At 72.9% G+C, this 22,775-nt stretch carries 17 protein-coding genes; 7 read left to right on the forward strand and 10 right to left on the reverse strand.

Annotated elements, in window-relative coordinates; all coding sequences use genetic code 11:
- Positions 1-28: 28 nt before the first annotated feature.
- Entirely contained in the window at positions 29-2,503 is a 2,475-nt protein-coding gene (locus IG88_RS0117355) for an alpha-L-arabinofuranosidase C-terminal domain-containing protein (RefSeq protein ID WP_031041478.1), read from the reverse strand.
- Between the two features lie 157 nt (positions 2,504-2,660).
- On the opposite strand from IG88_RS0117355, the gene IG88_RS0117360 reads away from it, so the two are divergent.
- Positions 2,661-3,137, forward strand: coding sequence for a DUF6314 family protein (locus tag IG88_RS0117360; RefSeq protein WP_078861518.1), 477 nt, complete (start codon positions 2,661-2,663; stop codon positions 3,135-3,137).
- Here the strand turns inward: IG88_RS0117360 and IG88_RS0117365 are convergent.
- The 3 genes from IG88_RS0117365 to IG88_RS0117375 form a co-directional block, all read right to left on the reverse strand.
- Positions 3,134-3,697, reverse strand: coding sequence for a histidine phosphatase family protein (locus IG88_RS0117365; RefSeq protein WP_031041482.1), 564 nt, complete (start codon positions 3,695-3,697; stop codon positions 3,134-3,136). The two genes, IG88_RS0117360 and IG88_RS0117365, sit on opposite strands and share 4 nt — an antisense overlap.
- A gap of 73 nt (positions 3,698-3,770) precedes the next feature.
- Positions 3,771-4,211 (reverse strand): GNAT family N-acetyltransferase, encoded by a 441-nt coding sequence (locus IG88_RS0117370; RefSeq protein ID WP_031041484.1) that lies wholly within the window; start codon positions 4,209-4,211, stop codon positions 3,771-3,773.
- 60 nt (positions 4,212-4,271) lie between these two features.
- A complete protein-coding gene (locus IG88_RS0117375) occupies positions 4,272-5,711 on the reverse strand; it encodes a PLP-dependent aminotransferase family protein (protein WP_031041486.1) in 1,440 nt (479 codons plus the stop codon).
- On the opposite strand from IG88_RS0117375, the gene IG88_RS0117380 reads away from it, so the two are divergent.
- The gene (locus IG88_RS0117380; protein WP_031041488.1) at positions 5,710-6,636 is read left to right on the forward strand and encodes a DMT family transporter; all 927 of its coding nucleotides are present in this window, start codon (positions 5,710-5,712) and stop codon (positions 6,634-6,636) included. The two genes, IG88_RS0117375 and IG88_RS0117380, sit on opposite strands and share 2 nt — an antisense overlap.
- A 30-nt stretch (positions 6,637-6,666) precedes the next feature.
- Positions 6,667-6,861, forward strand: coding sequence for a DUF1918 domain-containing protein (locus IG88_RS0117385; RefSeq protein ID WP_031041492.1), 195 nt, complete (start codon positions 6,667-6,669; stop codon positions 6,859-6,861).
- 18 nt (positions 6,862-6,879) lie between these two features.
- Here the strand turns inward: IG88_RS0117385 and IG88_RS0117390 are convergent, their stop codons facing one another.
- Positions 6,880-8,124 carry a glycoside hydrolase family 10 protein gene (locus IG88_RS0117390; protein ID WP_031041495.1) on the reverse strand — a complete coding sequence of 415 codons (1,245 nt, stop codon included), beginning with the start codon at positions 8,122-8,124 and terminating at the stop codon, positions 6,880-6,882.
- A gap of 177 nt (positions 8,125-8,301) precedes the next feature.
- Here IG88_RS0117390 and IG88_RS0117395 point away from each other — a divergent pair, with 177 nt between their 5' ends.
- On the forward strand, positions 8,302-9,174 hold the full coding sequence (locus IG88_RS0117395; RefSeq protein ID WP_031041498.1) for a 3-hydroxybutyryl-CoA dehydrogenase: 873 nt from the start codon (positions 8,302-8,304) through the stop codon (positions 9,172-9,174).
- A gap of 162 nt (positions 9,175-9,336) precedes the next feature.
- Positions 9,337-9,747: a hypothetical protein gene (locus tag IG88_RS0117400; protein ID WP_234332175.1), complete on the forward strand. Its 411-nt coding sequence runs from the start codon at positions 9,337-9,339 to the stop codon at positions 9,745-9,747.
- A 32-nt stretch (positions 9,748-9,779) separates the two neighbouring features.
- On the opposite strand, the gene IG88_RS0117405 is transcribed toward IG88_RS0117400, so the two are convergent.
- Complete coding sequence (locus IG88_RS0117405) at positions 9,780-10,808, reverse strand: hypothetical protein (RefSeq protein WP_037836079.1); 1,029 nt, start codon at positions 10,806-10,808, stop codon at positions 9,780-9,782.
- A 129-nt stretch (positions 10,809-10,937) separates the two neighbouring features.
- On the opposite strand from IG88_RS0117405, the gene IG88_RS0117410 reads away from it, so the two are divergent.
- Entirely contained in the window at positions 10,938-15,401 is a 4,464-nt protein-coding gene (locus IG88_RS0117410) for an NACHT domain-containing protein (protein ID WP_031041506.1), read from the forward strand.
- Positions 15,391-16,764 (forward strand): esterase/lipase family protein, encoded by a 1,374-nt coding sequence (locus tag IG88_RS43395; protein WP_051851936.1) that lies wholly within the window; start codon positions 15,391-15,393, stop codon positions 16,762-16,764. The genes IG88_RS0117410 and IG88_RS43395 overlap by 11 nt, the downstream gene beginning before the upstream one ends.
- Here IG88_RS43395 and IG88_RS0117420 read toward each other — a convergent pair.
- The 4 genes from IG88_RS0117420 to pheS all read right to left on the reverse strand — a co-directional run bounded on the left by IG88_RS0117420 (position 16,731) and on the right by pheS (position 22,739).
- Positions 16,731-17,279: an NUDIX hydrolase gene (locus IG88_RS0117420; RefSeq protein WP_031041514.1), complete on the reverse strand. Its 549-nt coding sequence runs from the start codon at positions 17,277-17,279 to the stop codon at positions 16,731-16,733. The two genes, IG88_RS43395 and IG88_RS0117420, sit on opposite strands and share 34 nt — an antisense overlap.
- 119 nt (positions 17,280-17,398) lie before the next feature.
- The gene (locus IG88_RS0117425; RefSeq protein ID WP_031041517.1) at positions 17,399-18,739 is read right to left on the reverse strand and encodes a hypothetical protein; all 1,341 of its coding nucleotides are present in this window, start codon (positions 18,737-18,739) and stop codon (positions 17,399-17,401) included.
- Positions 18,740-19,104: 365 nt separating this feature from the next.
- A complete protein-coding gene (gene pheT, locus IG88_RS0117430) occupies positions 19,105-21,618 on the reverse strand; it encodes a phenylalanine--tRNA ligase subunit beta (protein ID WP_031041519.1) in 2,514 nt (837 codons plus the stop codon).
- The gene (pheS, locus tag IG88_RS0117435) at positions 21,618-22,739 is read right to left on the reverse strand and encodes a phenylalanine--tRNA ligase subunit alpha (protein ID WP_037836080.1); all 1,122 of its coding nucleotides are present in this window, start codon (positions 22,737-22,739) and stop codon (positions 21,618-21,620) included. The genes pheT and pheS overlap by 1 nt, the downstream gene beginning before the upstream one ends.
- Positions 22,740-22,775 lie beyond the last annotated feature (36 nt).

Raw genomic sequence — 22,775 nt, forward strand, 5'->3', positions numbered from 1 at the left:
TCGCCGGTCCGGGTGGTGTGCCGCCGGGCTACCGCTGCCTGATCCTCAGGAACGTCACCGAGTTCGCCGGGAAGGTGTACGCGAACTCGCTCGCCGCCCCCGAGAAGGTCGAGGTCACCGGCGTCACCGGTGTGTCCGTCCCGGTGTTGACCGCATCCTGGGCGGCGGCCAGCGTGGTGACCCGGGCCTTGGGCGCGACCTTGGCGCCGCCGAGGTCGACGGCGGTGCGGGCCGCGGTGTCCTGGGCGTTGACGACCTTGACGATCAGCTCGCCGGTGCGGTCGTCGCGCGTGACGACCTGGCGGAAGGGCTCGGCCGGCTTGTCGTCGGTGAAGCCGCCCCACTCCTCACCGTCGAGGTAGAGGGTGACCTGACGGCCCCTCACCTTGACGTCGATGTCGTAGGCGCGGCCCGTCTCGATCGACCCGGCCTTGGACACGAGCGTCGACTTGCCGCCGTCGGTGGCCTGCTCCACCGCCGACTGGGTGTTGCTCCAGCCGCCGAGGTTCCACCAGTAGTAGTTGCCGGTGTCCTTGACGCCGAAGGCGACGAGGAAGCCCTCCTTGCCGGACTTCTTCGTGGCCCGCACGTGCAGGTCGTAGTCCTGCCACCCCGGGTCGCCCGCCGTGACCAGGGTGTTCTCGGCAGCCGTGTCGGTCTGGACGTACTGTCCGTCCTGGACGGTCCAGCTCCCGGCGCCGCTGTGCTTCCACTGCGAGGCGTCGCCGGAGAAGTCGTCGGACAGCAGGGTCCTGCCGTCGGCGGAGGTGACCTTCACGTCGTCGTACGCCGCGCTGGTCGCCCAGGTCGACAGGCCGACGGCGCCGGTGATGGGGCCGCTGACGGCGGGGGTGCCGGTGGCCTGCGAGGGGACGACGCGGTCACCGGTGTTGTTCATGAACAGCTTCTGGACCTCGTAGTTGGCCGAGCCCCAGGACGCGTGGTTGTTGAACCAGATCAGGTCCGGGTTCCACTGCACGTAGTCCTCGTTGGCGAGCAGCGGGGCGTAGGAGGCCAGCTCGACCACGTCGGCGTTGCGCTCCAGGCCGGTCATGAACGCGGCCTCGGCCAGCGCATTCTTCCAGGTGTTGCCCTGGGAGGCGTACTCGCCGAGGAAGACCTTGGGACCGTTCCTGTCGTAGGAGTCGTAGCGGTCGTTGTTCTGCAGGAACCACTGCGGGCTGTTGTAGTAGTGCTCGTCGACCATGGCGACGCCGGCGTCGCGGTTGAGCTGCCAGGCGGTGTCGAAGACGGCACCGGAGTCGTCGGGGCCGGAGTTGGAGACGACGGTGACGTCCGGGTACTTCGCCTCGACGGCGGCGCGGAACTGCTCGAAGCGGGCGAAGAACTCCTTGGGGAGGTTCTCCTCGTTGCCGACTTCCAGGTGGGTGAGGTGGAAGGGCTGGGGGTGGCCCATCTCGGCGCGCTTCCGGCCCCACTCGCTGGTGCGGGGGCCGTTGGCGAACTCGATGAGGTCCAGGGTGTCCTGGATGTGCCGCTTCAGCAGCGCGTCGTCGTCGACGGCCCTGTTCTGGCCGCAGCCGGTGACCAGGGCGGGGACGACGGGCAGCGGCATGGCGCCGATGTCCTCGGCGAAGCGGAAGTACTCGTAGTAGCCGAGGCCGTAGCTCTGGTTGTAGCCCCAGAAGTTGGCGTTGGTGGCGCGCTCCTCGACCGGACCTATCGTGTCCTTCCACTGGTAGGAGCGCTTGCGCTGCCAGTTGGAGTCCGCGCTGTAGTCCTCCATGGAGCCGGTGTTGACCAGGCAGCCGCCGGGGAAGCGCAGGAAACCGGGGTGCAGGGCCTCGATCTTCTCCGCGAGGTCCTTGCGCAGGCCGTTCGGCTGGTGCCGGTAGGTGTCGCGGGGGAAGAGGGACACCATGTCGAGGGCGGCGGGCGCCGTGGTGGTGACGGCGAGGCGGCCGCGGTTGCTGGTGCGGGTGGCGGTGAAGGTGGCGGTGTACTTGCGCCACTTCCCCCTGGCGGCCACCTGGCGCACCCGGGCGAGCGTGCCCGCGGCGTCCTTGAGGGTGACGGTGAGGGTGGTGCCGCTCTCGGCGCGGGCCCAGACGGAGAAGTCGTACCTCTCTCCCTTCTCGACCCGGATGCCGGTGTTGTAGCCGGCGTTGGTGACGGTGGAACCGGCGGCCAGGGAGAGGTAGTTGCGGTTGCGTTCGTTGAGGCGGCCGCCGTCGTTCAGGACCTGGGCCGTGCCGTCGGCGGTCCAGGCGGTGAGCGGGGTGTACGAGGCGTTGTCGGCGGTGGAGTACTCGAAGGACCGGTTCTGCACCAGTTCCGCGTACAGGCCGCCGTCGGCGGCGCGGTTGATGTCCTCGTAGAAGACGCCGTACATGGTGTCGCCGATCGCCGCGCCCCGGGCGGACGGGTCGACGGTGATCGTGTAGTCGGCGGCGGCCTCCGCGTGTGCCGGGGACGGCAGCAGGGCGGATGCCGTCAGGAGGGCGGTGGCGCTGAGACCGAGTCTCCAGCGGGTGCGTGACATGGATACTCCGCGGCTCTCGCTAGGGGGCGTTCTAGTCGTCAGTCGTTCGGGATATCGGACGTTGATCAGCACTTCGAACGGCAAGATAGGGAGGGGGGTCGGGTGCGTCAATGGGTCGCGCGGCAACCAGTGGGCCGGAGCGGGAAAGCGAGTGGAAATGGGCGAGTTGTGGCCGGTGCCCGACGTACTGGCGTACCTCGCGGGGCGCTGGCGCACCGAGCGGTCGGTGCGGGACCTGGCGAACGGCCTGGAGGGCCGGTTCACGGGAGTCACGGCCTTCGGCCCGCTGGACACCGGCGGACTGATCAGCCGCGAGTCGGGCGCCTTCACCTGGCAGGGCGTGACCCGGCCCGCCGAGCGCACGCTGCGCTACGAGCCGGGCGCCGGGCCGGGGCGGGCCGACGTGCGCTTCGCCGACGGCCGCCCCTTCCACGGCCTGGACCTGACCGCGGGGCACCACGTGGCCGACCACCCCTGCGCCGCCGACCTGTACCGGGGCGAGTTCACGGTGCGCGGACCCGACCGCTGGCGGACGGTGTGGCGAGTGGGCGGCCCGGCCAAGGACCTGCTGCTCACGACGGATTACGTGCGCGAAACGCCGGGCGGGCGGCACCCCGGCCCGGGCCGGTCCTAGAGGCGCAGGCTCCAGCGGCCCGCGCGGCCCGTCACGGTGGTCGCCGACAGCGGGCGGACGTCGAGGTTCCAGTACGTGCCGGGCGGTGCCTTCAGGGCGTAGACCAGCGCGGCCCGGATCACGGCGGGTTCGGCGACGGCGACGACGCGGTCGCCGTCCTCGCCGGGACGGGTGTCGAGCCAGCCGCCGACCCGGGTGATGAAGCCCAGCAGCGACTCCCCGCCGTGCGGGGCCGAGCGCGGGTCGGCGAGCCAGGCGTCCACGGCCTCCGGCTCGCGGGCCATCGCCTCACCGAGGGTCAGGCCGCGCCACCGGCCCATGTCGCAGTCCCGCAGGGCGGGTTGGACCAGCGGAGCGCACCCGAGTGCGTCCCCGGTGGCGCGACTGCGGGGCGTGGGCGAGCAGTAGCGCAACTCGGCCGCCGCGAGCGGCAGGAGGGCGCCCGCGGCGCGCAGCGCCTCGTCCCACCCGGCACGGTCCAGCGGCCGGTCGTCGTCGAAGCGCTCCGCGAGCAGCGGTGAGCTGCGTGCTGCCGCGACGAACGTCACCCGGAGCGCCATGCGGTGATGGTGGAGCGCTCGGGTACCGGGGTCAAGGGGTGTTACCCGGAGTTCACCGAGGGTGTGCCCCGGCTCACCGGCCGAGGGCGAGCGCCATCCACTGCTCGGGCCGGTCCAGTGCCGTGAACCCGAGCTTCTCGTACACCCCGTGCGCGTCGTGCGTCGCCAGCAGGATGCGCCGCAGCCCGTGGGGCGCCAGGTGTTCGCGCACGGCCGCGACCAGTGCCGTGCCCAGGCCCTTGGCCCGCACCGACGGGTCGACGTACACGTCGCAGAGCCACGCGAAGGTGGCCAGGTCGGTGACCACCCGGGCGTAGGCGACCTGCTCGCCCGAGACCGCGTCGTACACCCCGAAGTTGAGCGAGCCCTCGACGGCCCGGTCCTGCTTCTCGCGGGTCCGCCCCAGGGCCCAGTACGCGTCGGTGGACAGCCAGTGGTGCACGCGCCCGGCATCGATGCGGCGCGGGTCGGTGGAGATCTCGTAGCCCTCGGGGAGCCTCGGTGTGTCGGTCATGCCGGGATGCTCGCAGGGCGGTGGGGAGCGCGTCGACCGGATAACCGCCCCCGGCCTTGGTCAGCCTCCCCACACCTCCCGGCAGGCGGTGCGCAGGCGCCGCACCCCTTCCGCGATCTCCCCGGTGTTCGCGACCGCCGCGAAGCTCAGCCGGATGTGGGCGGCTGGGGGTTCGGCGCTGAAGTAGGGGCGGCCCGGGGTGATGGCGACGCCCGCGCGCAGGGCGGCCGCGGTCAGGGCGCTCTCGTCGGCGCCCTCCGGCAGGCGCGGCCACAGGTGGTAGCCGCCGGCGGGGACGTGGGCCGGGGAGATCTCGGGGAGCAGCAGCCGCAGCGCGGAGGTCATGGCGTCCCGGCGGGCCCTCAACTCGGCGGAGACGGCCCGCAGATGGCGCGGCCAGGCGGGCGAGCCGACGAGTTCCAGCGCGGCCTCCTGGAGCGGCCGGGGGACGAAGAAGGTGTCGACGACCTGGATGGCCCGCAGCCGCTCGAGCACCGGCCCGTGCGCGGCCAGGGCGCTGACCCGGAAGCTGGGCGAGGTCGCCTTGGTGAGCGAGCAGACGTGGACGACGACGCCGTCCGGGTCGTCGGCGGCGAGCGGGGCGGGCAGCGGGCCCGCGTCCTCGTGCACGAGCCGGCGTACGAAGTCGTCCTCCACGACGAAGGCGCCGGCCGCCCGCGCGATGTGCAGCACCTCGCCGCGCCGCTCGGGGGCGAGTACGGCGCCGGTGGGGTTCTGGAAGAGGGGCTGGCAGACGAAGACGCGGGCGCCGGTGGCGCGGAAGGCGTCGGCGAGCAGGGCGGGCCGCACCCCGTCGGCGTCCACGGGGACCGGTACGGGGCGCAGCCCGGCCGCCCGGGCGATGGCCAGCATGCCCGGGTAGGTCGGGGACTCGACGAGGACGGGGGCACCGGGCGGGGCGAGCGCGCGCAGGGCGGTGGCCAGCGCGGACTGGCCGCCCGCGGTGATCAGCACCTCGGCCGCCGTGACGGCCCCGCCGATGCCCCGTGCGAACCACTCCCGCAGTTCCGGCAGCCCCTCCATCGGCGGCCGCCCCCAGGCCCCGGGCCGCCGTCCGGCCCGCGCCAGCGCCGCCGACATCGCCCGTTCCGGCTGCAGCGACGGGTGCAGGTAGCCGCCGTTGAACTCCACGACCCCGGGCGGCGGCGCGGCGAGCGAGACCAGCACCCCGGAGGCGTCGACGGAGCGGGGCACGAGGTCGGCGGCACCGTCGGCGCTGAGCGCGACCTCCTGCCAGGAGGTGTCCCCGACCGGCACCGCCGAGGGCCGCGGCCGGGCGCGGAAGGCACCCGCGCCGGGCCGGGTGACGACCAGCCCCTCGGCGGCGAGCTGGGCCAGGGCGCGGGAGACCGTCACCGGGCTCACCCGGAAGCGGTCGACGAGGGCGCGGCTGGACGGGAGCTTTCCACCCGGCGAGTAGCGCTCCAGCTCTCGCCGCAACACGGCCACCAGGTCAGCGACGCTGCTACGCTCTTGCATGAGAGCACAGAGTAGCGCTACCGCTCCGTCCCGGATAGCAGTCGGCACCGCGAGCGCGGACCCCGGCGGCAGGTCGCTCGGCACCCTCCAGGCCGCCCTCGGTGTCGTCGCCTTCTCCCTCACCTTCCCCGCCACCGCCTGGGGCCTGGAGGGCTTCGGCCCCTGGTCGCTGATCGCCGTGCGCAGTGTCCTGGCCGCCGCGGTCGCCGGCGCCTGCCTGCTGGTGCTGCGGGTGGCACCGCCCGAGCGGCGGCACCTGCCCGGCCTCGCGGTGGTCGGCGCCGGGGTGGTGCTGGGGTTCCCGCTGCTGACCACGCTCGCGCTGCGGACCTCGACCACCGCGCACGCCGCCGTCGTGGTGGGCCTGCTTCCGCTGACCACCGCGCTGCTGTCCGCCCTGCGCTTCGGCACCCGCCCCTCGCGGACCTTCTGGGCCGCGGCCCTGGCGGGCGCGGCGGCCGTCGTCGCCTTCACCGTGCAGCAGAGCGGCGGCGCACTGACCTCGGCCGACGCCTACCTCTTCGCGGCGCTGCTGGTGTGCGCGGCCGGTTACACGGAGGGCGGCCGGCTGGCCCGGGTGATGCCGGGCTGGCAGGTCATCGGCTGGGCGCTGGTGCTGTGCGTGCCGCTGACGGTGCCGATGACGGCGGTGGCGCTGGCGTACGAGCCGGTGGCGCTGACGGCGCACAGTGTGACCGGGCTGCTGTGGGTGGCGATGGGCTCGCAGTTCCTCGGTCTGGTCGTCTGGTACCGGGGCATGGCGGCGATCGGCATCCCGAAGGCCAGCCAGTTGCAGCTCGCGCAGCCGCTGCTCACACTGGTGTGGTCGGTACTTCTCCTGGGCGAGCACCTGACGGTGGCCGCTCCGCTGACGGCCGCGGCCGTACTGGTGTGCATCGCGGTCACCCAGCGGGCCCGGGGCTGAGCGCGGCATACAGGTGAGGAGGCCTCACGGATGCGAGCAACCAAGGGCGACCAACTGGTCCAGCACGGCCGGGTGGTCGGTGAGCACGACAAGGTCGCGGAGATCGTCGAAGTCATGGGCGACCGGGGCACTCCCCCGTACCGGGTCCGGTTCGAGGACGGGCACGAGGCCGTGTGCTCGCCCGGCCCCGACTCGGAGATCCGGCACAGGGAGATCCAGCTCTAGAGCCGTCGCGGACGGCGTTCAGCGCGGGACGGCCGTCGGCTGCGTGTAGTGGTCGGCGGCCAGCTTCGCCATCGCGCCGCCGGGGTCCCGGGCGACGTCCTTCGCGGAGAAGTAGACGTGTCCGCGGACCTCCGGGTGGCGCGCGGCCAGCGTCAGGTGCCGGGACAGCTCGGCCGGGTCCTGCCAGGCGGCGGGCTGGGCCGGGTCCCCGGCCTTGTAGAGCGCCTCGCCCACGTAGAGCTGGGTGCGGCTGCCCCTGGCCACTTCGGCCCACCAGGGCACCAGCTTCGCGTAGTCGGCCGCGTCCATGCCGATGTGCCAGTAGATCTGCGGCACGACGTAGTCGATCCAGCCCTCGCGCACCCACGTGCGGGTGTCCGCGTACAGGTCGTCGTACGTCTGCACGCCCGCGCGGGTGTCCGAGCCGCGCTCGTCGGTGGCGGCGTTGCGCCACACGCCGAAGGGGCTGACGCCGAAGCGGGCGGCCGGGCGGATCTCCCTGACGCGCTGCGCGGTCTCGCGCACCAGCCGGTCGACGTTGTCCCGCCGCCAGTCGGCCTTCGTGGCGAAGCCGGAGCCGTGCGCGCCGAAGGTCCCGCCGTCGGCGAAGCTCTGGCCCGCCACCGGATAGGGGTAGAAGTAGTCGTCGAAGTGGACGCCGTCCACCGGGTACTTCGCCACCGCGTCCATCATCGCGTCCAGCACGAAGGCCCGGACCTCGGGCAGTCCGGGGTCGTAGTAGAGCTGCCCGCCGTACGGCACCACCCAGCCGGGGTTCTTGCGCGCGGGGTGGGAGGAGACGAGACGGGACGGGTCGTCGTGGGTGGCGACCCGGTACGGGTTGAACCAGGCGTGCAGTTGCAGACCGCGGGCATGCGCCTCCGTCACGGCCGTGCCCAGCGGGTCCCAGCCCGGGTCGCGGCCCTGGCTGCCCGACAGGTACTGCGACCACGGCTCGTGGGCCGAGGGCCACAGCGCGTCGGCCGACGGCCGTACCTGGAACATCACCGTGTTCAGGCCGTGCCGTACCGCGTTGTCGAGGTGCTCGATCAGCTCCGCGCGCTGCTCGGCGGCGCGCAGCCCGGCGCGGGTGGGCCAGTCGCGGTTGGCCACGGTGGCCAGCCACATCCCCCGCATCCCGGCGGCGGCGCCGCGCGAGGGCTGCGGCGTCGCGGGCTCGGGGGCCGCCGCCGACGCCCCGGGCACCAGCGTGAACGCCGACAACGCCGCCACCGTGAAGGCACGGCGCGAGACACCGCCCATGGGAACAACCTCCTGAACGCTGCGGACCCGCGCGGTCACGGATCGTGTACGGGGCCTCAGCATGCCCGACCCGGGAGACGGATCCGTGACCATTCGGGGGTAACGTGCTCGATCGGAGCAGGCGACGGGGACCCCGGCAGGCCTGCTGCCAGCCGTGGAGTCAGCGAAAGGGACGATGTGACCGGCATCTCGGGAGACATCACACGCGTCGGCGTGGTGGGCTGCGGTCAGATGGGGGCGGGCATCGCCGAGGTGTGCGCCCGCTCGGGCCTGGAGGTCGTGGTCGCCGAGACCACCGGCGAGGCCCTGGAGATCGGCCGCACGCGGCTGTACAACTCGCTGGCCAAGGCCGCCGAGCGCGGCAAGATCACGGAGGAGGAGCGGGACGCGACGCTGGCGCGCCTCGGCTTCACCACCGATCTCGGCGAGTTCGCCGACCGTGATCTGGTGATCGAGGCCGTCGTCGAGAACGAGCAGGTCAAGACCGAGATCTTCCAGGTGCTCGACCAGGTCGTGACCCGGCCGGACGCGATCCTGGCCTCCAACACCTCCTCGATCCCGCTGGTCAAGCTGGCGGTCGCCACCTCGCGGCCCGACCACGTCATCGGCATCCACTTCTTCAATCCGGCCCCGGTGCAGCAGCTCGTCGAGCTGATCCCGGCGCTCACCACCTCCGAGGGCACGCTCAGCCGGGCCCAGCTCTTCGCCGAGAAGGTGCTGGGCAAGCACGCGATCCGCGCCCAGGACCGTTCCGGCTTCGTCGTCAACGCGCTGCTGATCCCGTACCTGCTCTCCGCGATCCGGATGTTCGAGTCGGGCATCGCCAGCCGCGAGGACATCGACAACGGCATGGAGATGGGCTGCGCCCACCCGATGGGCCCGCTGAAGCTGGCCGACCTCATCGGCCTGGACACGGTCGCCTCGGTGGCCTACTCGATGTACGAGGAGTACAAGGAACCGCTCTACGCCGCTCCCCCGCTGCTCCAGCGCATGGTCGACGCGGGCCGCCTCGGCCGCAAGAGCGGGTCCGGCTTCTACGCCTACGGCTGACCGCCCGGCACCTGAGCCCCGCTCGGCCCGCCCGTCCTCACCACAACGGGCGGATCTCCTGAACCCGGCCGTGCGGGGCTCGCCCATCGGCCACAATGGCCCCCCGCAGGCAGGCGTGCGACCGCGAGGGGGACATCTGTGGCCGAGGAGGCACCGGAGGCAGTGGCTTCGGGACCGGGCGGTGAGGCGGGGCGACTGCCCCGGGTGCTGCGGGAGGAGATGCAGCGCGAGTGGCGGCGCTGGCGCATCGCCACCCTGAACTACGGGGTGACGTACTACCTGAGCCGCATTCTGCTGATCGCCGCCACGGCGGTGGTGGCCGCCGACCAGAACCTCAACGGCGGCCACGGGAGCTGGCTGACCGAGTGGGTGCCGGCGCTCGCCCTCGGCGTCGCCATTCTGACGGCGTTCGACACCTGGCTGAAGCCGCAGCAGAAGTGGCGGGGGTTCATGGAGTCGCGGGACGCGCTCGCGGATCTGATGATCCAGGCGGAGGACGGCATGTCCACCGAGCAGATCCGCGCCAAGTTCCTGGAACTGCGCCAGCAGCACCGCGAGCGCAACATCTTCTGACCCTGGTCCGGCCGGCGTGGCGGGACGGCGGCCTACCGGGCGGCTCGCGCTTCCCGCAGCCGCTTCAGCGCGCGGCGCTCGGCGGCTTCGACGTCCAGCCGCCCGGACGGGTCGCCGCCGCGGGCGAGGACGGCGGAGCGGACCAGCGCCAGGTAGAAGAGCGCGGGGGCGCAGGGGGTCCAGTTCCGGCCGGGGGTGAGCAGGAAGTCGAGCACGTGGTCCGGGTCCGCGGGCACGAACGCGAACTTGTCGTGCTCCCACTTGTCCTCCACGCCCTTGCTGCGACGGGCGAGCAGGTCCTCGGCGCTCAGGTCGGTGAGCACCGCGCGGTAGAAGGCCGCCCACTGGTGATTGCGGAGGTCCAGGCCGAAGGCGAGCAGTTCCAGCTCCACGGCGTCGCCGTCCTGGACGGCGAGTTCCTCGCGCAGCGCGCGGCGGGCCACCGAGTGCAGCCTGATCGGTGAGCCGTCCCCGGGCAGGTCGTGGATCGCCGCGAGCCCTTCGTTCACCGACGAGTTCCACCGCTCCTTGTTGTGGCCCTCGACGACGGTGCTCCGGCGGGCGAAGACCATCTTGCCGTCGGCAGCGGTCTCGACCGCCACGTTGACACCGAAGCTGCACGAGAGGAACGCGGGCGCCTTGACCGGGTCCGCGTTCTCCAGGTACTGCGAGCGCAGGGTGGCGTCCGAGCCCGCACGCAGAGGTGTGTCGAGGTTGACGGAGGTGGCCAGGAAGTCGTAGTAGTCCGCGTCGCACAGACTGAGCTGGATCAAGGGCAACTCGGCCTCGTTCGTACGTGAGACGACGACGCTCTCCACGGCGAACCGGGGGTTGTTCCAGGCGAAGTGCTCACCGGCCGCCTTCCTGCGCTGCTGCTCGGCCTCGATCTCCCCGCGCCACCGCTGGACCTCGGCGGGCAACTGCACCCGTCGTTGACCGGCTTCGTAGATGATCCGCACGTCGTCCTCACGGATGGGACGCGTCCCGTCGCCCTCCAGGACGTGGCAGTCCGTGACCAGGTTGCCGATGATGAACTTGTCGCGGTCTCCGCGTTCCTCCACGTGAACCTCCCGGTGGTGTCCCGGTAGGTTATTACCGGTCGAGCGCTCCTGACTAATCATCAAATACATGTGGCAATAGGCGTGTTGGATCTGTGGTTGTCTGTATCGGGCTTCGAGGGGAGAGCTCCGGTGGAAGCCGTTCAGCATGACGGACTGGTGGCCACGGTCGTGGTGGACAGGTACCGGGAGGCCGCGCACAGCGGCAGGAACCGCGACTACCTGCGGGGAGCCGCGGCGAAGTTCGTGGAGCAGACCCGCCGGCTGGGCTTCGTGACCGAGCCGATCGGTGTGACGAGCAGCAGGGACGACGCGGGCCCGGTGACGGCGGGCCGGGAGCAGATCCGGGACCTGATCGCGCGGCTGCGCAAGGTGCAGGCCAGCCGGAAGATCCTCTACTGGACGGGCCACGGCCACGAGGACGGGGACACCTTCTACCTCGCCTGCGAGGACAGCTACGTGGACGGGCGCCTGGACCCTTCCCGCGCCGTCTCCGCACAGGAGCTGGCGTCGTGGATGGGCAACGACCTGACCGACACCTGGCTGGTGCTGGACGCCTGTTTCTCCGGAGCGGCACTGGACGCCGTGGAGGACCGGATGAAGCGCGCCAGGAAGCAGGAGGTGGGGGACGATCCGGCGGGTGGCTTCGTCGCCGTCGCCACCGCGGGCGCCGACGAACGGGCCACGGAGACACGCTGGGTGGACTGCCTGGAGCAGGTGCTCGACACCCCTGACCTGGAGTACCGCCAGCACCGGATCTTCGCGCGGGAGCAGCCGGACCTGCCGCTGGACTACCTGCACGGGGCCATCGCCGCGAGGATGCGGGGCGGGCAGGCCCCGAGGATCGCCGTCGTACGGACGCTGCGGCCGCTCTTCCTGGTCAATCCGTACTGCTCGGACCGGGTCCGGCCCGCGACGCGCCCCGAGGACGACGAGTCCTGGATCGGCGAGGAGTTCCGGAGCGATTCGAGCCCCCTCTTCGCCGGGGGCGGCGAGACCTGGCAGTTGCGGGACTTCTCGCCCCGGGACGGCGCCCTCGGCTCCCTGGTGACCTGGATGAACGTCCGCAGTACGGGGATGTACGTGGTGACCGGGGCGTCCGGGGCGGGCAAGTCCACGCTCCTGCGCTACGTCGCCCACCTGACCACGAAGCCGTTCGCCGCCGCTCTGGAACGGCTGCCTCCCGTCCAGCCGGAACTGCATTCGGTCCATGCCGTACTGCACTGCCGGGGGCGCACCCTGGCGTCGCTGTGCCAGGAACTGGCCGCCAGGCTCGAGTACCTGGGCCTCGACCGGCACGCGGCCCGCGGCACGGTGCCCTCGTTCGTCAAGGCGGTCTCCGAACTCGCCGACTACAAGGGAACGCTCACCCTTCTCCTCGACGGACTGGACGAGTGCGCCGTCGGTCACGCGTTCCGGGTGGCGAGGGAACTGCTCAACCCGCTGGCCCTGCTGCCCAGGGTCAAGGTGGTGGTGGCCACGCGGGCCAACGCCAGACGGGCACTGCCGGGAGAGGCGTCCCCGGAGTCGCTGGTCGACGTACTGGCCGGGGAACGGGTGCTGGAGCTGGACCGGCTCGCCGGGACGGAGCTCGACCTCGCCCGGTACGTCGAGGACCTCCTGCGCCGCGGGCGCCCCTCCCCGGCGACGCCCGAGGAGCAGGTGGCGCGCGATGCCGTCGCCCGGCACGTCGCCGCGAGCAGCAACGGGCTCTTCCTGGTCGCCACCCTGTGGGCGCGGCAGTTGGCGGAGCTGGACACGCTGCCCGGACCGGACCGGCTCGACGCGGAGCTGCGGCACGGGGCCGCGGCCCTCGACTCCCTGCTGGCGCAGGAGCTGCGCCGGCTGGACCCGGAGGACCCCTGCCGGATCCGCGACCTGCTGCGCCCGCTGGCCCTCGCCCAGGGCAACGGCCTTCCCCCGGGCCCGCTCTGGCTGGCCGTGGCCAACGCGACGCGTGACGCGGAACGGGAGTACGACGAGGCGGACCTGCAACTCGTCGTCGGCCGTGCGGACGGTGTCGTCCTGGCCAGGGACGCCGAGTTCGGCGAGCCGGTGTACCGGTTCCACCACCCGAGCTTCGGCGGCCACCTGCTGGCCGGCCTCGACGAACGGCGCCTGCACGCCCGGACCCAGCGCGCGCTCAGGCCCGCCTCCGACGGCGACTGGGACGCGGTCGCTCCCTACGCGGCGCACTATCTGGCCGCGCACGCCGCCCTGGCCGGCGACCGGGTGCTGGAGGACCTGCTCTCGGACTGGCGCTTCCTCGTCCACGCGTCCCCCGAGGTGCTGGAACCCCTGGTCGCCGCCCGGGTGGCGAACAGCCCCCAGGCAGCGCTGTACCTGACCGTCGCCGATCAGTTCCGGACGGGCCCGGAGGTGGGCAGGGAGCGGCTGATCGCCGGCCGGTGGGCGGTGCTCAGGGCCACCGCACTGGTGATGTTCTCCGCCCAGCACGTGCGAGACGTTCCCCGCGCTCCGGGGGCCTTCTGGGACGACCTGTGGACCAGTGCCGAACGACTGCCGTCGCAGCGCATCTGGCCGGCGCCCTCCGGGGGCGCGTGCGCGGTCCACTGGGAACGCGACGGGGACGGGCTCATCCACGCGGCGGGCAGGGGGGACATCACCTCGTGGACCTGGGCCGGCCGGGAGGCACGGCTGCGCGAGACGGGGACACCGCGCCCCGGTGAACCCGTGCACCTCGCCGGTGTCGTCGCCACGGGGGCCGGCCGGCAGCGCGTGGTCGCCGCGCACGACGGGCGTGCGGTGCGGGTGTGGTGGGGCGAGGAGCGCCGCCCCTCGGAGGAGTTCTACTGGGGCGGCCGCGTCGAGTCCTTGGACATGGCCCGGTGGGAGGGGAGGTCGTGGCTGGCCGCGACCGTGCACGGGCAGCTGTGGCTGTGGCACTGGACGGGTGACGGACGGCCCGCACGGCGGGACATCGGTGTGCAGCGGATCCCGGACGTGGAGTCCGCCGCGCTGGTGCCGCTCCCGGACGACCTCTTCGCGGTGATCGCCGGTGCGCGGGGCATCCGGCTGCGCAGGCTCACCGGCAGGGAGTCGGGCGAGAGGACTCCGAGGTACGTGTGGGAGGGCACTCCCCCGATGCACACGGTCAGGGCGATCCCCTCCCCCGACGGCGCCGGGGCGACGATCGCCGCGCTGGACGGTGTGAACCTCCGGGTCTGGGAGGTTCCCGACCTCTACCGCGACGACTGCCGCCTGCTGCTGCGCCGGGAGAGCAGGGCCCAGGCGTCGGCGCTGGCCCTGGGGCGGACGGCGTCCGGCCTCGTGGTGGCCGTGCAGGAGGACAGACACATCCGGCTCTGGACCGGCGAGGGGGCCGAGCAGGTACCGCTGCCCTGCGACCACGAGCACAAGTCGCTGGCCTTCGACCCGTTGGGTTCCGGGCGGCTGGCCGTGGCGGACGAGACGCGGGTGCGGGTCTGGGACCCGCACGGGCCCGGCCGGAGCACCGGGGCGAGGCGGGCGCCGGTGTCGTCGGCCCGCCGGGGCAACCCGCGGGTGCACGTGGCCCCGGCACCGGACGGCGGCTTCCTGGCCGTCCGGGCGCAGGGGCGTTCCGTCCTGCTGAGCAGGCACACGACGGGTGGGGACGTCACCGACGGGCCGGTCCTGGAGCATCCGGGCTCCCGGGTGACCGAGCTGACCGCGGTGAGCGCGCTGTGCACGGACCAGGGGGCCGTGGTCGTGGCCGTCGGCCGCAGGCAGGCCGTGGCCTGGACGTGCGACCGCGGTATGCGGGTGGTCCACCGTGACGAACTCCCGCTGCAGGGGACCGACGACGACCCGGTCCACTCCGTCGCGCTGCACGCCGACCCGGACGGACGCGTCCGCTTGTTCTGGCCCCGGGACCAAGGGGTGCGCTGCTGGGAGCGGCCCGCGGGCGCGGGCAGCCGGTGGCGCGACGACGGCAGGGCCGTCGTGCACGTGACCGGGGCCGGCACCGTGGACCGGCTGGCCGTGGTGAACGGCCCCGGTGGCGTGGCCCGGCTCGCCGGGTGGGGCGGGGCCGTGGTCCGGCTCTGGGACCTGGCGGACCTCGGTGCCGGTCCCCTCGGGTTCAACGAGCCGGACAACCGGCCGATCGCCGCGGACGGCGGGGTGACCGGCTTCGTGCGCCTGGGCAGGGCCCGGGTCCCGCTGATCGCCTACCCGGGCGCCCGGCGGGTGTACGTCGTCCGGTGGATCGGCGACTACCCCCACGCCAAGGCGTTCCGTCCCCCCGACGGCATGGTGGTCGACCGCCTGGCCCTGGCCGGACCGCCGGACCGGCTCGTCCTGGTGGGCTGGCGCAACGACTCCGGACGGATCATGCTGCGCGACCTGGTCGAGGACCGGGACCTGCCTGCCCTGGAGTCCCGCGGCTACCACGTCACGGACGTCGGCACCTTCTGCGACGACAGGGGCCTCACGCTCATGGTCCAGGGCACGGAGCAGGCCGGTCTGCGCTGCGACCAGGTGCTGCTCCGGCAGGACCGCATCGCCCCGTGGTGGGACGGACCGCAGGACATCCCCGGGCAGCGGACGGCCGCTCCCGATGGATCAACGAGGAAGACACGTCATGAAGCATGATCTCGTCGTGGTGGTTCCGGGCATCATGGGGACCTCGCTGACCCGGGACGGGGAAGACGTTTGGAACACCAGCCTGGCGATGCTGCGCGACGCGCTCACCGCCCCGTCGAGGATCGCCGAACGGCTGCGTCTGCAGGACGGCATCGGCGACGGCGAGCCGGAGAGCCCGTACGCGCTGGATGTCGGGGAACCCGTCAGGACACTGCGGCAGTTGCCCGGCTGGGGAAGACACGGTGGGCACGCGAACCTCGCCAGGCACCTGGGCATCGACCCCGGACGCCTGGTCGTCTTCCCCTACGACTGGCGGCTGAGCAACCGCAACTCGGCCCGCAAGCTCCAGCGGTTCGTGGCGGAGCACCTCGACCGGTGGCGCAGGACGGCCGATCCGCGCCGGTACCCGGAGGCCCGGAACGCCAAGGCGGTCTTCCTGTGCCGCTCCATGGGCGGTCTGGTCGCCCGCTACTACCTCGAGGTGCTGGGCGGCCGGACGGAGGCCCGGGCCGTCGTCACCCTGGGCACGCCCTACCGCGGCAGCGTCAAGGCGATGAGGATGCTGACCGGCCATGCCTCGGGCGCCCTGCGGCCCTGGCGCTCGCTCGTGCGTGAGGTGTGCGCGACCTACCCGTCCATCGGCCAGTTGCTGCCCACCTACGAGGTCGTGGAACACCGGGACTTCGGCCGTATCCCGCTCAAGGCCGTGGGACCGGTCGAGGGGATCCCGGCCGGGGTGCTCGACGACGCGGCCCGGTTCGCCTGGCAGATCGAGCAGGCGGTGGAGGAGCACGAGAGGACGGGCACTCCGGCGTACGACCTGCTGGTCGTGGGCGGTGACAAGCACCCCACCACCTACGGTGTGCGCCACGGCCCGGACGAGCCGCTCCAGTACCTCGACCGCGTCTCCGGCAGTCCCTGGGGGGCCGCGGACTGGTGGGGCGACAGCACGGTGTCCCGGCACTCCGCCCAGCCGCTGATGAGCGACGACAGCACCCGGACGCAGTGGTGCTCTTCGCGGCACGCGTCCATGTTCGACGCCGCGCGGGTGCGGGAGCAGATGCGCAACGTCTGTGACGGGCGCCCCCTCCTCCAGGAACTGGCCGACGACTACGACACGGGGATCGATCTGCCGGACACCGTCACGGCGGGAGAGGAGTTCGAGGTGCTGGCCCTGCGGGCCGAGGCGGCCATGCGGCTGGTGGTCAGGAAGGTGGCCGGGGACGGCCGGATCCTGCAGGAGACGCCCATGACGCCGTGCGGCGACCAGGAGTTCCGGGGCACCCTGCGGCTGGAACCCGGCCTGTGGACGGTCCAGGTGGCCTCGACGAGCTGCGACTACGAGTGCAGCGACACGGTGCTCGCCCTGTAGTGGTGCAGGAGGAGCAGCGCGGCCGCCATGTTGGCGGCCGGGACCTCGCCGCGGGCGACGAGACCGGGCACGAGCTCGAGGGGCACCCATTCCCGGCGGTCGGACTCGAAGCCGTCCACGGGGGGTCCCACGTACGTGCCCTCGTCGGCCCAGTAGATGTGGTGCCGGGCGTCGGTGAGGCCGTTGGAGGGCTCCACGCTCATCAGGTGGTGCAGTGGTCCTGGCCGCCAGCCGGTCTCCTCCTCCAGTTCCCTGGCCGCCGCCACCGCGACGTCCTCGCCGTCCTCGACGACGCCGGCGGCGAGTTCCCAGCCCCAACTGTCGGTGATGAAGCGGTGCCGCCACAGCAGCAGGGCCTCGCCCGCCCCGTTCACGACCGTGGCGGCGGCCACGGGGCGCATCCGGATCAGGAAGTGGTCGAGGTGCCGTCCGTCCGGGAGGGCCACGTCGGCCAGATTGACGCTGAACCAGCGATTTGCGTACACATTCTGTTCGCTCTGTTTCGTCCACTGCACGGTTTTGCCGCCTCTCTTTGAGTAGGTGGCAATATCGCAGCAGCCGCCGTTCCGGCAGCAGGCGTACGACGACCGCTCACGGCGCAGGGGCGGGCGCAGAGCGCGTACGGCCGGGCGGCCTACAGGGGGACGCGCAGCGCACCGTCGATGAGTTCGGCGGCCTCGGCCGTGCCCGCGCAACCGCTGTTCACCAGGTGCTCGCGCACCGCGCGCAACCGGTCCCGCAGCCGCTGGGACTCCATGCCCCGGGCCTGCTCGGCCATCCGCACGGCCGTCGCCACCGCCTTGTCGACGTGGCCCTGACGAAGTTCGACGGTGCTGAGCATCGCGAGCCGGTGCACGCGCCCCCGGTCGTGCGCCGGGGTGTCGACCGCTGCCGCCGCGTGCTCCCCGGCCGCCGTGAGTTCCCCGAGGCTCAGCAGCGCCTCCGCCACCTGGACGTTGACCAGGCCCGGCTGGACGTAGCCGGTCTCGTCGGGCTCGTACCCGCGCCGGATGCGCTCGGCGGCCTGCTCGGCCCGGCGGATGCAGGACAGGGCGCTGCTGCCGTCGCCGAGGTGCGCGTACGCCTTCGCCTGCATCGCGTACAGGTCCGAGGCGAGCGCCGGGGTGATGTGCCGGCCGGCGGCGCGCAGCGCGGCCTCGGCGAAGGCGACGGCCTGCCGGTACTCCCGCACGAACAGCGCCTGGTTGACCAGGAGGGCGATGACGTAGGCACCGAGTCCCCGGTCGCCGCTGGCCTTGGCGAGGCGCAGCGCCTGGTGGAAGTAGCGCTGTGCGAGGCCGTGCGCGTCGGAGTCGTACGCGCAGATCCCGGCGACGGCCACCAGGCCCCCGGTGGCCCGGTGCAACTGGCGTCCGGTGGCGTCGGTGTAACTGCCGCGCAGCAGTGGGGCGGCCTCGGAGTTGAGGAAGCCGACGATGCGGGCGCGGGTCGCGATGCCGCCGGCCTTGCGGTACATCTGCTCGTAGTGCGTGCGGGCGCAGCGCACCGTCTCCAGGTCGGCGGCGGTGACGCGGTGCCGTCCGCCGCGGGAGACGTCCCTGTCCTCGGGCGGGTTCTCCCACTCCCACACCGGCAGCACGGCGGGCGTGCCGGTGAGGGCGGGGGCGCCGCGGATGTGCGGGCGCTGCTGCTGGTCGGAGCGCCACAGGGCGGTGGCGCGCTCCACGAACCCGGACAGCGAGCCGGTGTGCGGGGCGGCGGGTTCGCCGGGTACGCCCAGGCCGATGTCGTCGAGGGTGACGGGGCGGTGCAGCCGGGAGGCGAGGACCTCGCAGATCAGGTCGGGGACCTGGCCGCGTGGCCGCTGCCCCTTCAGCCACCGGGCGACGGCGGTGTGTTCGTATCTCAGTGCGAGCCCGCGCGCCCGTCCCGCCTGGTTGACGTGTGCGGCCAGTCCCGCGTGTGAGATCCCGGCCTCGTCGAGGATCGCGTCGAGCAGGGTGTTGGGCTGCATGGTGCCCCCCGGTGCATCGGTGCCGACAGCGTAGTGCGTCGGACTTCACACGGGGTGTGAACGCAGTGCGCGCATCCGCAGCGTGTGCGCGCTGTCGCGGAGAGTTCCGGGCCGGTTGACTGAAGGGCCTCGAAAGAGGCCGGCCGGGCCGCCGGCTCCCCCTCGTACAGTGCGGCGGCCCGCACCAGCGCCGTCCGCCCGGCCGCCTGCCCGACACTCCGTGGCGGGGCGGACGGCTCCGCCGGCCGGAGAGGCGGTCGAACGCCGTCCAGGTGATGCACCGGGGGCGCGGGGAACCGCGCGACCGGCCGCCGCGCACCCGCAGCCGCCGACCGGCGAGAACCCCACGCCCCTCGGGCGAACCGCTAACTGCGCAGCACCGCTCCGACCCGCTCGCCCGCGAGGGCGACCGCCGCGTCGCGCGCGGCCGACGCCTCGTCGACCGTCAGCGTCCGGTCCCCCGCGCGGAAGCGCAACGCGTACGCGAGGGACTTGCGCCCCTCCCCGAGCTGCTCCGCGTTGTCGTAGACGTCGAAGAGCCGGATGGACTCCAGCAGTTCACCCGCGCCCTCGCGCAGCGCCGCCTCGACGTCGGCCGCCGGGACGAAGGCGTCGACGACCAGGGCGACGTCCTGCGTGGCGACCGGGAACGTGGAGATGCCCGGCGCCTGCGGGGTGTCGTCGCCGACCCGCGCCACCGCGTCGAGGTCCAGCTCCATCGCGCAGGTGCGCGCGGGCAGGCCCAGCGTCTTCAGGACCCGCGGGTGCAGCTCACCCGCGTGCCCGACGACCCGCTCCTCGCCGTCCACGGTGACGAACAGCTCGGCGCAGCGGCCCGGGTGCCACGGCCCGTACTGGCCCTTGCGGACACCCAGTTCGGCACCGGCCTCGCGGGCGACGGTGCGGGCGGCCTCGACCGCGTCGGCCCAGTCGGCCGGGCGGCCCCTGCCCCACCAGCCGGCCTGCTCGCGGGCGCCGGCCAGGACCACGGCGACGTGCCGGGGCTGGTCGGGCAGCGCGGCGTCCAGCGCGGCGAGGTCGTCCTCGCCGGGGCGCCGGTCGACGGGCAGATTGGCGGCGACACGCTGCTCGTCGCGCGGGTGGAAGACCAGGCCGGTCTCGAAGAGCGCCAGGTCGTGCGCGCCCCGGCCGTCGTTGCGGCGCAGCGCGCCCAGCAGACCCGGCAGCAGCGAGGTCCGCAGCGCGGGCTCCTCGTCGCTGAGCGGGTTGACCAGCCTGACGACGCGGCGGGCCGGGTCGTCGGCGTCGAGACCGAGCTGGTCGAAGACCTGCTCGCCGACGAACGGGTAGTTCAGCGCCTCGACGTACCCGGCACCGGCCAGGGCCCGCCCGACGCGGCGGTGCAGCCGCTGGCGGGCGGTGAGGCCGCGGCCCGCCGGGGGCCGGGGCAGCGTGGAGGGCAGGTTCTCGTAGCCCTCCAGGCGGATGACCTCTTCGGCCAGGTCGTTCGGGTCGGTGAGGTCGGGCCGCCAGGACGGCACGGTGACGATCAGCTCGTCCTGGCCGTAGACGTCGCAGCCCACCTCCTGGAGGCGGCGTACGACGGTCTCGCGGCCGTAGGCCACCCCCGCGACCTTGTCCGGGTGGTCGGCCGCCACGGTGATCGTGTGCGGCGCGGGCGGGGCACTGATCTCGGTGACGCCGGACTCGGCGGTGCCGCCCGCGAGCAGCACCAGCAGGTCGACGGTGCGCTGCGCGGCAGCGGCGGCGGCCTGCGGGTCGACCCCGCGCTCGAAGCGGCGGGACGCCTCGGAGGACAGCTTGTGCCGGCGGGCGGTGCGCGCGATGGCGACCTGGTCGAAGTGGGCGGCCTCGATGACCACGTCACTCGTCGCCTTCTCGGCGTCCCCGTGGTCGGCGATCTCCGTGTCGGCGCCGCCCATGACCCCCGCGAGGCCGATGGGGCCGCGGTCGTCGGTGATGACCAGGTCCTCGGCGTGCAGCTTCCGCTCGACGCCGTCGAGGGTGACGATCTTCTCGCCCTCCTCGGCCCGGCGGACGCCGATGGTGCCCTGGACCAGACCTCGGTCGTAGGCGTGCAGGGGCTGGCCCAGCTCCATCATCACGTAGTTGGTGACGTCGACGGCGAGCGAGATCGGGCGCATGCCGACCTTCTGCAGGCGCCGCTGGAGCCAGATCGGGGAGCGGGCCTCGGGGCTCAGGCCGGTCACGGTCCGGGCGGTGAAGCGGTCGCAGCCGGTCGGGTCGGCGATCTTCACCGGGTAGCCGTAGGCGTTCGGCGCGGGCACGTCGAGCAGCGCCGGGTCGCGCAGCGGCTTGCCGTAGGCGATGGCGGCCTCGCGGGCGACGCCGCGGATGGACAGGCAGTCGCCGCGGTTGGCGGTGACGGCGATGTCCAGGACCTCGTCGACCAGTTCGAGCAGCTCGATGGCGTCCTTGCCGACCTCGGTCTCCGGCGGCAGCACGATGATGCCGTGCGTGCCGTCGTCGCCCATGCCCAGCTCGTCGCTGGAGCAGATCATGCCGTGGGAGACCTTGCCGTAGGTCTTGCGGGCGCTGATCGAGAAGCCGCCGGGCAGGGTGGCGCCGGGCAGGACCACGACGACCTTGTCGCCGACGGCGAAGTTGCGGGCGCCGCAGACGATCTCCTGGGGCTCACCGGTGCCGTTGGCCTGCCCGACGTCGACGGTGCAGAAGCGGATGGGCTTCTTGAAGCCCTCCAGCTCCTCGATGGTCAGCACCTGGCCGACGACGAGGGGGCCCTTGAGGTCGGCGCCCAGGTGCTCGACGGTCTCGACCTCGAGGCCGGCCGAAATCAGCTTGGCCTGCACGTCGCGGCCGGTCTCGGTGGCCGGCAGGTCGACGTACTCCCGCAGCCAGGAAAGCGGGACCCGCATCAGATCTCCATCCCGAACGGCCGGGTGAACCGGACGTCACCCTCGACCATGTCTCGCATGTCTTCGACGTTGTGGCGGAACATCAGCATCCGCTCGATGCCGAACCCGAAGGCGAAGCCGCTGTACTTCTCGGGGTCGATGCCGCAGGCGACGAGCACCCGCGGGTTGACCATGCCGCAGCCGCCCAGTTCGATCCAGCCCTCGCTGGAGCAGGTGCGGCAGGGCCGGTCGGGGTTGCCGACGGACGCGCCCTTGCAGACGTAGCAGAGCATGTCCATCTCGGCGGACGGCTCGGTGAAGGGGAAGAAGTTGGGCCGCAGCCGGGTCTTCATCTCCGCGCCGAACAGCGACTGGACCATGTGGTCCAGGGTGCCCTTGAGGTCCGCCATGGTCAGGCCCTCGTCGACGGCGAGCAGCTCGACCTGGTGGAAGACGGGGGTGTGCGTGGCGTCCAGCTCGTCGGTGCGGTACACGCGGCCGGGGCAGATCACGTAGACCGGCAGCTCGCGCGTGAGCGCGGAGCGGATCTGCACGGGCGAGGTGTGGGTGCGCAGCACGACACCGGACTCGGAGCCGCCGTCGGGGGCCCGGACGAAGAAGGTGTCGGCCTCGCCCCGGGCCGGGTGGTCCGGACCGATGTTGAGGGCGTCGAAGTTGAACCACTCGGTCTCGGCCTCGGGGCCCTCGGCCACCTCGTAGCCCATGGCGACGAAGATGTCCTCGATGCGCTCGGACAGGGTGGTGAGCGGGTGGCGGGCGCCGGCCGGTACGCGGTCGTAGGGCAGCGTGACGTCCACGGCCTCCTCGACCAGGACGCGCGCGTCGCGCTCGGCCTCCAGCTCGGCCTGGCGGGCGGCGAGCGCCTTGTTGACGGCGCCGCGGGCCATGCCGACGCGCTTGCCGGCCTCGGCCTTGGCCTGCGGGGGCAGGGCGCCGATCTCGCGGTTGGCCAGGGCCAGCGGAGAGGTGCCGCCGGTGTGGGCGACCTTGGCCTCCTGGAGCGCGTCGAGGGAGCCCGCGGCGGCGAAGGCGGCGAGCGCCTCGTCCCGCATGCGCTCGATCTCTTCCGGTTTCAACGCCTCGACCTCGACAGGGTCGTACGACTTATTCGGTGCCGACATCTCTTCCCGTGCTTCCGATTGGCTGGCTGGGACGCC

The organism is Streptomyces sp. NRRL F-5650 (genome assembly GCF_000721365.1).
Taxonomy (GTDB): Bacteria; Actinomycetota; Actinomycetes; order Streptomycetales; family Streptomycetaceae; genus Streptomyces; species Streptomyces ardesiacus.